This window comes from Methyloversatilis sp. NSM2 (assembly GCF_038066675.1).
Taxonomy (GTDB): Bacteria; Pseudomonadota; Gammaproteobacteria; order Burkholderiales; family Rhodocyclaceae; genus Methyloversatilis; species Methyloversatilis discipulorum_A.
In genome coordinates this window covers 39,859-54,223 of record NZ_JBBUKV010000007.1, presented here as the reverse complement: position 1 = coordinate 54,223, position 14,365 = coordinate 39,859, and the positions used below count along the sequence as shown (strand labels likewise).

The 14,365-nt window shown below is 67.2% G+C and carries 14 protein-coding genes and 1 riboswitch; of the genes, 10 read left to right on the top strand and 4 right to left on the bottom strand.

Annotated features, from left to right (window positions below):
- Positions 1 to 4 precede the first annotated feature (4 nt).
- On the top strand, positions 5 to 541 hold the full coding sequence (gene ruvC / locus WJU27_RS15225; protein WP_029644358.1) for a crossover junction endodeoxyribonuclease RuvC: 537 nt from the start codon (positions 5 to 7) through the stop codon (positions 539 to 541).
- Positions 542 to 584: 43 nt separating this feature from the next.
- Complete coding sequence (ruvA, locus tag WJU27_RS15220; protein WP_019915684.1) at positions 585 to 1,160, top strand: Holliday junction branch migration protein RuvA; 576 nt, start codon at positions 585 to 587, stop codon at positions 1,158 to 1,160.
- 156 nt (positions 1,161 to 1,316) lie between these two features.
- Here ruvA and WJU27_RS15215 read toward each other — a convergent pair whose 3' ends face one another.
- Together WJU27_RS15215 and WJU27_RS15210 are read right to left on the bottom strand one after the other, a co-directional pair.
- The gene (locus tag WJU27_RS15215; protein ID WP_341422612.1) at positions 1,317 to 2,453 is read right to left on the bottom strand and encodes an EAL and HDOD domain-containing protein; all 1,137 of its coding nucleotides are present in this window, start codon (positions 2,451 to 2,453) and stop codon (positions 1,317 to 1,319) included.
- Positions 2,454 to 2,461: 8 nt separating this feature from the next.
- The gene (locus tag WJU27_RS15210) at positions 2,462 to 3,475 is read right to left on the bottom strand and encodes a CDP-6-deoxy-delta-3,4-glucoseen reductase (protein WP_020163088.1); all 1,014 of its coding nucleotides are present in this window, start codon (positions 3,473 to 3,475) and stop codon (positions 2,462 to 2,464) included.
- Positions 3,476 to 3,503: 28 nt separating this feature from the next.
- On the opposite strand from WJU27_RS15210, the gene WJU27_RS15205 reads away from it, so the two are divergent.
- The 8 genes from WJU27_RS15205 (at position 3,504) to WJU27_RS15170 (ending at position 12,989) form a co-directional block, all read left to right on the top strand.
- Positions 3,504 to 4,436 carry an SDR family oxidoreductase gene (locus WJU27_RS15205; RefSeq protein ID WP_296808073.1) on the top strand — a complete coding sequence of 311 codons (933 nt, stop codon included), beginning with the start codon at positions 3,504 to 3,506 and terminating at the stop codon, positions 4,434 to 4,436.
- A gap of 11 nt (positions 4,437 to 4,447) precedes the next feature.
- Positions 4,448 to 4,876: a CopD family protein gene (locus tag WJU27_RS15200; RefSeq protein WP_341422611.1), complete on the top strand. Its 429-nt coding sequence runs from the start codon at positions 4,448 to 4,450 to the stop codon at positions 4,874 to 4,876.
- A gap of 3 nt (positions 4,877 to 4,879) precedes the next feature.
- The gene (locus WJU27_RS15195; protein ID WP_341422610.1) at positions 4,880 to 6,142 is read left to right on the top strand and encodes a THUMP domain-containing class I SAM-dependent RNA methyltransferase; all 1,263 of its coding nucleotides are present in this window, start codon (positions 4,880 to 4,882) and stop codon (positions 6,140 to 6,142) included.
- A 40-nt stretch (positions 6,143 to 6,182) separates the two neighbouring features.
- Positions 6,183 to 6,554 (top strand): hypothetical protein, encoded by a 372-nt coding sequence (locus WJU27_RS15190; protein ID WP_341422609.1) that lies wholly within the window; start codon positions 6,183 to 6,185, stop codon positions 6,552 to 6,554.
- A gap of 171 nt (positions 6,555 to 6,725) precedes the next feature.
- Positions 6,726 to 7,115: a c-type cytochrome gene (locus WJU27_RS15185; RefSeq protein WP_341422608.1), complete on the top strand. Its 390-nt coding sequence runs from the start codon at positions 6,726 to 6,728 to the stop codon at positions 7,113 to 7,115.
- A 30-nt stretch (positions 7,116 to 7,145) separates the two neighbouring features.
- Positions 7,146 to 7,224, top strand: a riboswitch (SAM riboswitch).
- Positions 7,225 to 7,309: 85 nt separating this feature from the next.
- Positions 7,310 to 10,993 carry a methionine synthase gene (gene metH, locus WJU27_RS15180; RefSeq protein ID WP_341422607.1) on the top strand — a complete coding sequence of 1,228 codons (3,684 nt, stop codon included), beginning with the start codon at positions 7,310 to 7,312 and terminating at the stop codon, positions 10,991 to 10,993.
- A 139-nt stretch (positions 10,994 to 11,132) separates the two neighbouring features.
- Positions 11,133 to 12,407 carry a mechanosensitive ion channel family protein gene (locus WJU27_RS15175; protein ID WP_341422606.1) on the top strand — a complete coding sequence of 425 codons (1,275 nt, stop codon included), beginning with the start codon at positions 11,133 to 11,135 and terminating at the stop codon, positions 12,405 to 12,407.
- A gap of 72 nt (positions 12,408 to 12,479) precedes the next feature.
- On the top strand, positions 12,480 to 12,989 hold the full coding sequence (locus tag WJU27_RS15170; protein ID WP_341422605.1) for a GNAT family N-acetyltransferase: 510 nt from the start codon (positions 12,480 to 12,482) through the stop codon (positions 12,987 to 12,989).
- Between the two features lie 327 nt (positions 12,990 to 13,316).
- Here WJU27_RS15170 and WJU27_RS15165 read toward each other — a convergent pair whose 3' ends face one another.
- Together WJU27_RS15165 and arsC are read right to left on the bottom strand one after the other, a co-directional pair.
- Complete coding sequence (locus tag WJU27_RS15165) at positions 13,317 to 13,940, bottom strand: 3'-5' exonuclease (RefSeq protein ID WP_341422603.1); 624 nt, start codon at positions 13,938 to 13,940, stop codon at positions 13,317 to 13,319.
- On the bottom strand, positions 13,937 to 14,296 hold the full coding sequence (arsC, locus tag WJU27_RS15160; protein WP_341422602.1) for an arsenate reductase (glutaredoxin): 360 nt from the start codon (positions 14,294 to 14,296) through the stop codon (positions 13,937 to 13,939). The genes WJU27_RS15165 and arsC overlap by 4 nt, the downstream gene beginning before the upstream one ends.
- Positions 14,297 to 14,365: the final 69 nt, after the last annotated feature.

Here is a 14,365-nt window from a genome sequence, read left to right as displayed (position 1 = left end):
CAACATGCGCATCCTGGGCATAGACCCTGGCCTGCGCATCACCGGCTTCGGCGTACTCGAAGCCGAGGGCGCAAAGCTGCGGTACGTCGCCAGCGGCCGCATCACCTCGAACGAGCGCGAGCCGCTGCCGTCTCGCATTGCCACGCTGTTCGCCGGCATACGCGAAGTGGTCGATACCTGGCAGCCGACGCACGCGGCGGTGGAAATCGTCTTCGTGAACGTTAACCCGCAGTCGACGCTGCTGCTCGGTCAGGCGCGCGGTGCCGCGCTGTCGGCGTTGACCGCCACCGGGCTGCCGGTGGCCGAGTACACCGCGCTGCAGGTGAAGCAGGCCGTGGTCGGCCACGGCAAGGCGAACAAGGAACAGGTGCAGTACATGGTGGCCCGCCTGCTGGCGCTGGCCGCGGCCCCCGGCACCGACGCCGCCGACGCGCTGGCCTGCGCCATCTGCCACGCCCACGCGGCGCGCGGCATGGGCGCCATCGGCGGCCCCGGCGCCCGCCGGCGCGGCGGGCGTATCATCGCGCGTCGTCCGGCCTGACCGCATCCGTCGCGGCCAGCGCCTTCAGTCTCCCGGAGTTTTCATGATCGGTCGCCTCACCGGCTCGCTGCTGGAAAAGAATCCGCCGCGCATCCTGCTCGACGTGCAGGGCGTGGGCTATGAAGTCGATGTGCCGATGAGCACCTTCTACAACCTGCCCGCCATCGGCGAGCGGGTGACGCTGCACACGCATTTCGTCGTGCGCGAGGACGGGCATTTCCTGTTCGGCTTCGGCGCGCCGGCCGAGCTCGCGGCCTTTCGCCAGCTGGTGAAGATCAGCGGCATCGGCCCGCGCATGGCGCTGGCCGTGCTGTCCGGCATGTCGGTCGACGAACTGGCGCGCGTGGTGGCGATGCAGGAGGCGGGCCGGCTGACCAAGATTCCGGGCATCGGCAAGAAGACGGCCGAGCGCCTGCTGCTCGAACTGCGTGACAAGCTGATGCCCACCGTGTCGCTGGCTGCCGCGGTCGCGCCCGATGCCGGCGCCGACATACTGAACGCGCTGATGGCGCTCGGTTACAGCGATCGAGAGGCGCAGGCGGCGCTGAAGACCTTGCCGGAAGGCGTCAGCGTGTCCGATGGCATCCGCCAGGCCCTGAAGGCACTGTCGAAGGCCTGATACGGCAGGGACGCTCCCTGTGGGAGCGGCCTTGGCCGCGACGCGGCAGTGGCGGGCCGCCCGCTTCGATCCGGGCCGCTATCGCGAGCAAGCCCGCTCCCGTTGGGAAACGCCGGCTCCGATGGCGGGTCAGGCGCGTTCTTCCGAACCCGGAACTCAGAACTCCAGCGTGTCGGCGAACTTCAGCGCCGACAGCTGGGCGCGATTGACGACGTCGGCGCTCAGGCCGAGTGCGTGCGTCAGTTCCGACAATGCATCGGCCGACGCATCCTCGCAGGCGCGGGCCAGTTTCAGGAACGGTGTGTAGGCGCCGTCCTGACCGAGCAGCGCGTCGCTGATGCGGTCCGGCAGCGACATTTCTTCGAGCACCTTGTCCATCGGCGCGCCGAGCAGGCGGTCGAGCAGCGAGAAGGCGCCGGTGATGAACAGGTTGTCGTGCTCCTCGCGCGGGAAGAACTCGGCGCCCAGCACCTCCATCAGCCGGCCGCGGGCGATCGCCGCCTGCATCAGCGCCGGCGCCGACGGATCCTTGCCGGCGGTTACCAGCAGCAGCGACAGCCACTTGTTCAGCTTTTCGTAGCCGAGGATGACGACGGCGTGGCGGAAGGACTGCACCTGACACATCAGGCCGAAACCGGCCGAGTTGATGTAGCGCAGCAGCTTGAAGGACAGCGCCACGTCCTGCTTCATCGCGTCCTCGATCTGCTTGGGGTCGGCGTTGCGGCGGACCAGATTCAGCACGCGCACGATCTGCGCATGCGCCGGTGCGAGCTTCTTCGCCGTGGTCTGGCCGGCCTTGAAGAACCAGCCGGCGCCGCCGCCGTAACCGGCCTTGATCGCGGCATCGAACGCAGCGGGGTCATCGATGCCGGTGGCGATCAGGATGCCCGGCACGCGGATGGTGACCGGCTGCACGCGCGCGTCGGCCATCACGAAGCGGAAGGCGAGGCCGGCCGGTATCTCGGTACCGGCCTTGTAATCGGACAACACAAGCGGCAGGCCCGACTGGGCCAGCTGCGATACCGCCTGCGCGGTCACCGGGTCGGCCAGCGACGGCGCGGCGACCTCGAGCATGGCGCCCTCGGGCGCGATCCAGTCGGCCAGCGTGGCGTCCGGCCGGCAACCAGCGAGGCCGACGAAGACCGGGCGCGCCAGCGGCCAGTCATCGCCGATCGATTCGAGCGCGGCCACCGCGGTCGCGCAGTCCGGTGCGTGCACGCGCAGCCGGGTGGCAGTGATCGCCCGCTGCTTGTTGACCACCGGTTCCCGGGTGAAGAAAACGTCCTGGTCCATTGCGTCGATTAGGTCGAATAGGTGAAGGAGTCGGCGTGAAAATGCTCTATCGGCAGCCCGCACTGGCGGGTGAAGTCCTCCTTCGCAGCATCGATCATCGCCGGGCCGCCACAGGCATAGACCTGGTGACCCGACAGGTCGGGCAGATCGGCCATGACGACCTGGTGGACGAAGCCGGTGCGGCCGTCCCATGCGTCGCCAGCGGCCGGCTCCGACAGTACCGGCACGTAGCGGAAGCCGGGCAGGGCGCCGACCCAGCTCTGCGCGAGATCGTGCATGTAGAGGTCCTGTTTCGTGCGCGCACCCCAGTACAGCGTGATCGGCTGCGTGTAACCGATCTTGATCGCATGTTCGATCACCGCCTTGATCGGCGCGAAACCGGTGCCGCCAGCCACCATCACCACCGGGCGCTCGACGTCCTCGCGCAGGAAGAAGCTGCCGTGCGGGCCTTCGAAACGCAGGATGTCGCGTTCCTTCATTGCGCCGAACACGTGGCCGGTGAAATGGCCGCCCGGCACTTCGCGGATGTGCAGCGTGATGAACTCATCGTCGTGCGGCGCATTGGCGATCGAGAAGCTGCGACGCTTTCCCTCCTTCAGCAGGAAGTCGATGTACTGGCCGGCCAGGAACTGCAGGCGCTCGTTGGCCGGCAGCTTAAGCTTGAGCAGCATCACGTCGGGCGCCAGCTTCTGCATCTCCTGCACGCGGGTGGGCAGGGTGCGCACCGCGATGTCCTTCAGGCCGCCGACCTCGCGGCATTCGAGCACCAGATCGGAACAGGCCTTCGCGACGCAGAACAGCGCATAGCCCTGGGTCTTCTCCTGCTCGGTCAGCTTGGCGGCCTGGTACTGGCCGTAATCGACGGTGCCGGACAGTATCTTGCCCTTGCACGAGCCGCAGGCGCCGTTGCGGCAGCCATACGGAAGGTTGAAGCCTGCGGCGAGGGCGGCGTCGAGCAGGCGGGTTTCGGAATCGGTAGCGAACTGGTGCTGGCTGGGCTGGAGCGTGACCTGATAGGACATGGCTGCGTGAGACAATCCGGTAATGAAGATGACGAGCAGACCGCGACGCACTGCCCCTGGAAACTGGTGCGGCGCCCGGTCAAGACTACTGATTGTAGGCTGTGGCGACGTTGCGCGTCGCGCCCTGCCGTGGCTTGCCCGCCGGATACGGGTGCTGGCGCTGGTGCGCAGCGACGTCGCTGCGGCCGACCTGCGCCCGCTGGGCGTGCGCTGCGTACGGGCCGACCTCGACCAGCGGCGCAGCCTGCGTCGCGTCGCTGCGCTTGCCCGCTGGGTGTGGCATTTCGCGCCGCCGCCGAATTCCGGCGCGGCGACCGACCCGCGCAGCCGGGCGCTGGTCGATATGCTGGCGCGTGCCGGTCGCGTGCGCCGGCTCTGTTACATCAGCACCAGTGGCGTGTACGGCGACTGCGGCGGTGCCCTCGTGCCGGAGAGCCGGCCGTTGCGACCGGCCAGTGCGCGTGGCAAGCGACGGGTCGACGCCGAGCGCGCAGTGCGCACGCTGGCGCGGCGCGGCGTCGCCGTGTCCATCCTGCGCGCGCCCGGCATCTACGGCCCGGACCGCCTGCCGCTCGAACGTCTGCAGCGCGGTGACCCGGTGCTGCAGGCCGACGACGACGTGCACACCAATCACATCGATGCCGAAGATCTCGCCCGCCTGGCCTGGGCCGCGCTGCACCGCGCTCGCGGCGGCCGCACCTACAACGCCAGCGACGACACCCGGCTCAAGATGGCCGACTATTTCGACCGCGTCGCCGACGCCTTCGCGCTGCCGCGCCCGCCGCGCGTCGCACGTGCAGAGGCGGCGCAGAAGCTGTCGCCGATGACGCTTTCCTTCATGGGTGAGTCGCGCGTGCTCGACAACCGCCGCATGAAGCGCGAACTGCGCGTCCGGCTGTCGCGGCCCGATGTCGACGCCGTGCTCGCCGCCGCACTGAATTCTCCTTCCACGACCTCCTGACCCTGTCGACCATGCAAAGCAGTTACCTCTGGGCCAAGGCCCTGCACATCGTTTTCGTCACCAGCTGGTTCGCCGGCCTGTTCTATCTGCCACGCCTCTTCGTCAACCTGGCCATGCTCGGGCCGGAGGAGACGGCGGTGCGCGACCGCCTGCTGCTGATGTCGCGCAAGCTGCTGCGTTTCATGGGCCCGCTGGCCGGGCTGGCGGTCGGCTTCGGCCTCTGGCTGTGGCTGGGCGAGGGCATTTCCGGCGGCTGGATGCACGCCAAGCTCACGCTGGTGCTGCTGCTGGTCGGCTACCACCATTACTGCGCGCGCCTGCTGCGCGACTTCGAAGCGGGCCGCAACACGCGCAGCCACGTCTGGTACCGCTGGTTCAACGAAGCGCCGGTGCTGGTGCTGTTCGTGGTCGTCATTCTCGTCGTGCTGAAGCCTTTCTGAGCCATGAATACTCCGAATTCCGCCAGACCCGGCGTGCGCGCCGTTCGCCGCGTCGTCCGCGAAGAGCCTGAACTGCAGTCGGGTCAGTACTTCTTCTCGCCCTGTCCGCGTGGCCTCGAGCCCGTGCTGGCCGACGAGCTGACGCGGCTCGGTGCCGCCGACGTCAAGGTCGTGCCGGGTGGCGTCGGTTTCACCGGCGACTGGAAGCTGGCCTACACCGTCAACCTGGAAAGCCGCATCGCTACCCGTGTGCTGTGGCGCGTCGGCCAGGGGCCGTACCGCAAGGAAGACGACATCTTCAAGCTCGCCTACGGTCTGCCGTGGGAGCGCTGGTTCAGCCCCAAGCGCACGCTGCGCGTCTACACGACCGCAGTGCGCTCGCCGCTGAAGAGCGTCGATTTCGTGACGCTGCGGGTGAAGGACGCGATCTGCGACCGCATGCGCGAACAGACCCGGCAGCGGCCCAGCATCGACACCGCCAATCCGGACGTGCGCGCCCACGTCTTCCTGACCGACCGCGAAGCCACGCTCTACCTCGACACCTCGGGTGAGCCGCTGTACAAGCGCGGCTTCAAGGTGGCCGCGGTCGAGGCGCCGATCAAGGAAAACCTCGCCGCCGGCATCATCATGCTGTCCGGCTGGAACAAGGTGGAACCCTTCTTCGACCCGATGTGCGGCAGCGGCACCTTCCTGATCGAAGCCGCGCAGATGGCGCTCGACATCGCGCCCGGCCTCGGCCGCAGCTTCGCCTTCGAAAAGCTCACGCCGTTCAGCGCCGCCGTATGGACGACGATACGTGAGGCCGCCGCCGCGCGCGCCCAGCCGCCACGCGAGCTGCCCATATTCGGCTCCGACATTTCCGGCCGCGAGCTGGCGCGCACCAAGGAAAACCTTCAGGCGGCGAAGCTGCCCTGGGTGGTGAAGGTGGAAGGGGCGGACGTGCTGGACCGCGAACCGCCGGCCGACCACGGCGTGATGGTGACCAACCCGCCCTACGGCGTGCGGCTGGAAGACAAACCGGCACTGGACGCCTTCTATCCGAAGCTGGGCGACCTGCTGAAGCAGCGCTACGCGGGCTGGCGCTGCCACTTCATCACCGCCGATCCGGATTTCCCGAAGCTGATCAAGCTGAAGGCGAGCCGGCGCACGCCGCTGTTCAATGGCGCGCTCGAGTGCCGGCTGTTCGAGTACCGCATGGTCGAGGGCAGCCTGCGCACGCGCCGCGCCGGCACCGACGACGAACCGGGCGGCGCCGGGCCGGTCTGACCGGCAAGCGGCGCATTTGCGCCGATCCGGAGGAGAAGTCATGAACCGCATGCTGTGCGCGCTGCTCGGTGCGCTCACGCTGTCTGCCGGCGCGAATGCCGGACAGGAGCCGGCGAACACGCAGGACTCGATCGTCGCCGGCCGCCTCGGCCTGATGCAGTTCATCGTCGTGCCCGAAGCGTCGGCGCGCGACCGCGCCTACTACAGCCGCGTGATCGAACAGAGCTGCGACAAGGAAGAGACCTGCTTCCTGCGCTTCTTCACCAACAGCAGCGGTGCCGTCCCGGCTGTGCCGCTGCCCGACGCCATCCTGGCCGAGCCGACCGCGATGTTCCAGCGCTCGATCAAGCAGGCGCGCGAACAATTCCAGTGGAGCTGCCGGCTCGGGTTGGCCGAGGCGAACTGCTTCTGAGCGGGTCGATCTTTCGCGTGCGAAGCGATAGTTTTTGCGCCGCAGCACGCCCTTGATGCACGTCAATTCCCTGTCCGTTGTGGGGGATTAGCGTGGCGCCATGAGATGCCGCAACGGTTTCACGAGAACCGTCACGGCACCGGACGCCTACATTCATCAGGGAGAAAGACCATGAACACCTTCCGTTACGCACTTGCAGCAGGCGCCTTGTCGCTCGCCCTCGGCAGCAGCCCGGCGATGGCCGATCCGTCCAAGGACGCCGCCATGCTGAAGCTCGCCGCCAGCAGCGGCTGCACCGTCTGTCACAGCGTGGAGCCGGCCAAGAATGCCGACGGCCGCACGCCGGTGGGGCCTCCGTGGCGTGACGTCGCCGCGCGCTACTACGGCGTCAAGGACGCGCAGAAGCAGCTGGTGCAGACGGTGATGAAGGGCTCCAACCCCTACGACAGTCACTGGAAGGGCAAGGCCGCCGGTCTGGCGATGCCGCCCAATGCGGTGGCGATCAACGAAGCCGACGCCGGCAAGCTGGTTGGCTGGATACTGTCGATGGACGTCCGCTGAAACTTGACTTGAACCCCGCACCCCCTTAAGGTGCGGGTCCGCGCCGATTTGAGCCTCCAGCTTGCGGGCGCGTTATAAATGCCGCTAAAGCGAGCTGCCCACGACCCGTCAGCACGCTTTCCGCGTTCGGCGGGTTTTTCGTTTCTGTTCCCTGCCTTTCGATGATCACGGGTCGCCGCTCCACGGAGAGACCGATGATTCGTCCAGACTGCACCGAACAGCTCAAGGCCCTGATGGCCCGCCGCATCCTGATTCTGGATGGCGCGATGGGCACCATGGTGCAGAAGCACCGGCTGGTCGAGGCCGACTACCGTGGCACACGCTTCGCCGATCACCCGAAGGACCTCAAGGGCAACAACGACCTGCTGCTGCTGACGCGGCCGGACGTGATCCGCGGCATCCACGCGGCCTATCTCGAGGCCGGCGCGGACATCATCGAAACCAACACCTTCAACGCGACGGTGATTTCGCAGGCTGAATACGGCCTGGAAGCCATCGTGCACGAGCTGAACGTCGAAGGCGCGCGCATCGCGCGCGAGGCATGCGACGCGTACACCGCGAAGAACCCGGACAAGCCGCGCTTCGTCGCTGGCGTGCTCGGCCCGACCTCGCGCACCTGTTCGCTGTCGCCGGACGTGAACGATCCGGGCTTCCGCAACGTGAGCTTCGACCAGCTGGTCGATGACTACGTCGCCGCCGCGCGTGGCCTGACCGAAGGCGGCGCCGACCTGCTGCTGATCGAGACCGTGTTCGATACGCTGAACGCGAAGGCGGCGGTGTTCGCGGTCGAGAAGTTCTTCGACGAGGTCGGCCGCCGCTGGCCGGTCATGATTTCCGGCACCATCACCGACGCCTCCGGCCGCACCTTGTCCGGCCAGACCGCCGAGGCGTTCTGGAATTCGCTGCGACACGCGAATCCGATCTCCTTCGGCTTCAACTGCGCGCTGGGCCCGAAGGACATGCGCCAGCACGTCGAGGAACTGGCGCATCTGGCCGACACGCACGTGTCCGCCCACCCGAACGCCGGCCTGCCGAATGCCTTCGGCGAGTACGACGAAACGCCGGCCGACATGGTGAATCACCTGCGCGAGTGGGCGCAGTCCGGCTTCCTGAACATCGTCGGCGGCTGCTGCGGTACGACGCCGGACCACATCCGCGCCTTCGCCGAAGCGATGGCGGACATGCCGCCGCGCGCCGTGCCAGAGATCGAACGCAAGCTGCGCCTGTCCGGGCTGGAAGCGTTCAATGTCGGCGCCGACTCGCTGTTCGTGAACGTGGGCGAGCGCACCAATGTGACCGGCTCGCGCGCCTTCGCGAAAATGATTCTGGAATCGCGCTTCGACGACGCGCTGGCGGTGGCCCGCCAGCAGGTCGAGAACGGTGCCCAGGTCATCGACATCAATATGGACGAGGCGATGCTGGATTCGGTCGCCGCGATGGAGCGCTTCCTGAAGCTCATCGCCTCCGAGCCGGACATTTCGCGCGTGCCCATCATGCTCGACTCGTCGAAGTGGAGCGTGATCGAGGCCGGCCTGAAGTGCATCCAGGGCAAGGGCGTCATCAACTCGATCTCGATGAAGGAAGGCGAGGCGGAGTTCCTGCGCCAGGCCAAGCTCGCACGCCGCTACGGCGCGGCGGTCATCGTGATGGCTTTCGACGAGAAGGGCCAGGCCGACACCTACCAGCGCAAGACCGAAATCTGCCAGCGCGCCTACACGCTGCTGACCGAACAGGTGGGCTTCCCTCCGGAAGACATCATCTTCGATCCGAACATCTTCGCGATCGCCACCGGCATCGCCGAGCACGACAACTACGCGGTCGATTACATCGAAGCGGTCGGCTGGATACACAAGAACCTGCCGTACGCGAAGACCTCGGGCGGCGTGTCCAACGTGAGCTTCTCCTTCCGCGGCAACGACCCGGTGCGCGAAGCCATCCACACCGTGTTCCTGTACCACGCGATCCGCAACGGCCTGTCGATGGGCATCGTGAACGCCGGCCAACTCGGCGTTTACGAAGACATTCCGCAGCCGCTGCGCGACAAGGTCGAGGACGTGGTGCTGAACCGCCACCCCGGTGCCGGCGACGCGCTGGTCGAGTTCGCGATCACGGTGAAGGGACAGGCCAAGGAATCGACGCAGGATCTGGCCTGGCGCGAATGGCCGGTCGAGAAGCGGCTCGAGCACGCGCTGGTCAAGGGCATCACCGAATTCGTCGTCGAGGACACCGAAGAGGTGCGCGCGCGGCTGGAAGCTGAGGGCAAGCCGCCGCTGGCGGTGATCGAAGGTCCGCTGATGGCCGGCATGAACCACGTCGGCGACCTGTTCGGCGCCGGCAAGATGTTCCTGCCGCAGGTGGTGAAGTCGGCCCGCGTGATGAAGCAGGCGGTGGCCCATCTTCAGCCCTACATCGAGGCGTCGAAGAAGGTTGGCGAAACCAAGGGCCGCGTCGTCATGGCGACGGTGAAGGGCGACGTGCATGACATCGGCAAGAACATCGTCGGCGTGGTGCTGGGCTGCAACGGCTACGACGTGATCGATCTCGGCGTCATGGTGTCGTGCGACCGCATCCTGCAGACCGCACGCGAGCACAAGGCCGACATCATCGGCCTGTCGGGCCTGATCACGCCGTCGCTGGAAGAGATGAGCCACGTCGCGTCGGAAATGACGCGCGAGGGCTTCGACATTCCGCTGCTGATCGGCGGCGCCACCACTTCGCGTGCGCACACCGCGATCAAGATTGCGCCGCATTACGCATCTCCGGTCGTGTATGTGCCGGACGCCTCGCGCGCGGTCGGCGTCGCCACCAGCCTGCTGTCGAAGGATCAGCGCGCGGCCTATGCCGAAGAAGTGGCGGCCGACTACGCGAAGATCCGCGAACAGCATGCGGCCAAGAAGGGCCAGAAGCTGGTGTCGCTGAACGACGCGCGCGACAACGCGTACTGCTGCGGCTGGGGCAGCGAGGTTATCCCCGAGCGGCCGCAGAAGATCGGTCGCCAGGTGATCGAGGACCAGGATCTGGCGGCGCTGGTCGACTACATCGACTGGGGCCCCTTCTTCCAGACCTGGGAACTGTCGGGTCCGTATCCGGCCATCCTCGACGACGAAATCGTCGGCGAGGAAGCGCGCAAGCTGCTGGCCGACGCGCAGGCCATGCTGCAGCAGGTGATCGACGGCAAGTGGCTGGTTGCACGCGCGGTGTATGGCGTCTGGCCGGCCAACAGCCGCGGCGACGACATCGAGTTCTATACCGACGAGACGCGCCTGAACACCGCGATGACCTGGCACAACCTGCGCCAGCAGCACGAGCGCCCGGCCGGCAAGCCGCACTACTGTCTGTCCGACTTCGTGGCGCCGCGCGCCAGCGGCGTGGCGGACTGGGCGGGCGCCTTCGTCGTCACCGCCGGCATCGGTATCGAAACCAAGCTGGCCGAGTTCGAGAGGACACACGACGACTACAGCAGCATCATGCTGAAGGCGCTGGCCGACCGGCTGGCCGAAGCCTTCGCCGAGTACCTGCACGCAAAGGTGCGGCGCGAGGATTGGGGCTATGCGCGCGACGAACAGCTCGACAACGCTGCTTTGATCGCCGAGAAGTACCGTGGCATCCGTCCGGCGCCGGGTTATCCGGCCTGTCCGGACCACACCGAGAAGGGCGACCTGTTCCGCCTGCTCGACGCGGAAGCCGCGATCGGCGTGTCGCTGACCGAAAGCTACGCCATGCTGCCGACCGCGGCGGTGAGCGGTTTCTACCTCGCCCACCCGGACGCGCAGTACTTCGCGATCACAAAGGTGGGCGCCGATCAGGTGGCCGATCTGGCGGCGCGCAAAGGTATGCCTGAGCCGGTCATGAAGCGCTGGCTCGCGCCGGTGATCTGATCCGCGCAGTGCCGGCCCGCCGTCTGGCGGCGCCGATCTGCGGAACCCTGCGCCCTTTCCGCCTGTCGGTCCTGCGTGCCGACAGAGCGGGCGCGTCTTCGCGGCGCCGCCGCCGCAGGCCATTCACAGGGAGACAACAGTGACGAGCTATCTTGAGCTCATGGAGGCCTTTGACCATTACCCGCCGGAGCTGCGTGCGCTGATCGGTATCGCGCTGATCGCGCTGCTGGCCTGGACGGCCAACTGGATCGTCAAGAAGGTGCTGCTGCGCGTGCTCACACGCGCTTTGCGCATGCTGCCGGTGGGCGAGGGGCAGAGCACCTTCGATGACACGGTCGTGCGCCGGCTGTCCAATGTGGTGCCCGCGCTCATCCTGCACAATGGCATCGCACTGCTGCCCGAGGTGCCGCCGACCGCGGTCACCGTGGTGCAGAACGTGGCCGGTGCCTTCATGGTGCTCACCGTGGCCCTCGCGATCGGCGCCCTGCTGAGCTGGCTCAACGCGCTGTACGAGCGGCGGCCCGGCGCTCACCTGAAGCCGATCAAGGGCTACATCCAGGTCGTGAAGATCCTGCTGTACGTCGTCGCCGCCATCCTGATGGTGGCTGCGCTGATCGACCGCTCGCCACTCATTCTGCTGTCCGGTCTGGGCGCGATGGCTGCGGTGCTCATGCTGGTGTTCCAGGACACGCTGTTGTCGCTGGTGGCCAGCGTGCAGATTTCGTCGAACGACATCGTGCGCGTCGGCGACTGGGTGGAAATGCCGCAGCTCAACGCCGACGGCGACGTGATCGACATCGCGCTGCACACGGTGAAGGTGCAGAACTGGGACAAGACCATCACCACCATTCCGACCAAACGCTTCATCACCGACCCGTTCAAGAACTGGCGCGGCATGCAGGAGTCGGGCGGTCGCCGCATCAAGCGCAGCCTGCTGCTCGACCAGCAGAGCGTGCGCTTCCTGTCCGACGAGGAGCGACGCGGGCTGACACGCTTTGCGCTGCTCGAAGACTATCTGGGCGAGAAGCAGCGCGAGATCGACGACTGGAACCGTCAGCTCGAAGCGCGCGGCAAGGCGCCGGTCAATCACCGCCGCATCACCAATATCGGTTGCTTCCGCGCCTACGTGGAGCGCTTCCTGCGCGCGCATCCGGGCATACACCGCGACATGACGCTGCTGGTGCGGCAACTGGCGCCGACGCCGGATGGCCTGCCGCTGGAGATCTACTGCTTCACCAACACCACCGCGTGGTCGAAGTACGAAGGCATACAGTCGGACATCTTCGACCACCTGCTGGCCATCCTGCCGGAGTTCGGACTGAGCGTGAGCCAGCATCCGATCGGTGTGGACCTGCGCGAGATCGGCCGCGGCCTGGTCGCCGACGGCAGGATGGAACTGCGCGCTGCATCGTGAGACGGCGCGCAGGTGTCGCAACTCCGCGGGGTGCCGACGCGCATCTCCTTTCCTGAGGTTTTTGCAGTACCGATGCATCCGATCATCCGCCCGATGCGCGCCGACGATGTCGACGCCGTGCTTGCGCTGCAGGCAATCGCCTATGCCGATGCGGCCTTCGTGCCCGAGGGCGCTGCCGTCTATCTGAATCGCATGAGGCTGGCACCGGATCTTTGCCTGGTCGCGCAGTCAGCGGCCGGCGATCTGCTTGGCTATCTGGTTTCGCATCCGTGGCACGACGGCAAGCCGCCGGCGCTGGACACCGATCTTGCCGCGCTGCCGGTGCCGGCGACGCGCTGGTATCTGCATGACTGCGCGGTGGCCGCGTCGGCCCGCGGCAGCGGCGTGGCGGCCGCGCTGTACGAGGCGGCACACGATGCGGCGGCATGCCGCGGACTTCGCTGCGGCGCCCTGGTGGCGGTCGGCGATGCCGCCCGCTACTGGGCGCAGCGCGGCTACCGACCGGCGCTTGGGACTGTGCCTGTGCAGGCGCTTGCAAGCTATGGCGAAGGTGCTTGCTACATGACCCGCGTGCTCGGCTGAGGCGCAGCACGGGCAAGCTTCGCGGGTCTCTATGAGAGGGGGCGGGTCTTCTGATCCCGGCTGCGACCTGTATCGAAGCCTGCGGACCGCAGCGGTCGCGTCGCGGCCAAGGCCGCTCCCACAGAGGCGGGCGCCAGACTCGCGGTCGGTGGCCGGAGCCGGGTTTCTGTGGGAGGGGTCTTCTGACCCCGACTGCGGCCTGTATCGAAGCCTGCGGACGGCAGTGGCCGTGTCGCGGCCACTGCCGTTCCCACAGGAGGACGCCAGACTCGTGGCTTGAGCCTCGGGTGGGTGTAGGAGCGGTCTTCCGACCGCGACAAGACGCGCTCAGCGCCCAGGCAGCAGCGCCTGTCTTTCCTGCGGCGTCAGCGTGATCGCGAGGTATACGCGTAGCGCCGCGTAGGCGTCGTTGGCGGCATAGAGCTTCTGCGCATCGCTCAGACGGGGCAGCGACCAGTTGGTGGTGGTCACCGACTTCGACTTGCGGAAATTGCGGTCCAGCACCAGGCCGACGGCGGCGCGTGCGCCCAACGAGTTGTTGTAACCACGACGGCGAAACAGGTGGTCGAGGTCGAGCACCGACTGCAAGGTGGCGCCGAGCTTCGCGTGGATCTGGCTGCGGTCGGCGCTGAGGCCGAAGCCGATCTTCAGCACCGCCGGATCCTCCAGCAGCAGGGACGCCGCATCGCGACTGGCGCTGTCGTGCATCTGGAACAGGAAGGCGCGGTCGGGCAGCGCGAACTGCACGAGGTGCGGCCCGCTGCTCACTTCACCCGGCTTGAAGGTGGGTTTGGATTCGGTGTCGAAGCCGGCTTCGCCGGCTGCGCGGATCTCAGCGACTGCGGCAGCGACGGCTTCCTTCGTGTCGGGAATGACGATGTCTTTCAGCGTCAGTCCTTCGAACGGCTGCATCAGATCGGTTTCGGCCTTGCCCGGCCCGGTCTTTCTCATCGCGCGGGCAGGATGTCGAGCACCCGTTCCGGCGGCCGGCACAGCCGGGTGCCGAGCGGTGTGGTGACGATGGGCCGGTTCAGCAGCACCGGGTGTTCGGCCATCGCAGCGATCAGCGTGTCGTCGTCCAGCGTCGGGTCATCGAGGCCCAGTTCGCTGTACAGCGCTTCCTTGCTGCGCATCAGTTCGCGCACCGGCACGCCGCAGGCGGCGACCAGCGCACGCAGCGCCGCGGTCGACAGCGGGGTTTTCAGGTATTCGACGACCTGGGGCTCGAAGCCGCGTTCGCGTATCAGTTCGAGCGCGCCGCGCGAATTGCTGCATTTCGGGTTGTGATAGACGGTGATGACGCTCATGAGACCTGCCGTGATGTCGGAGCGTCGGGACGATAGCAGACTGCGTTCCGCGGCGCGCCGCGGAACGGC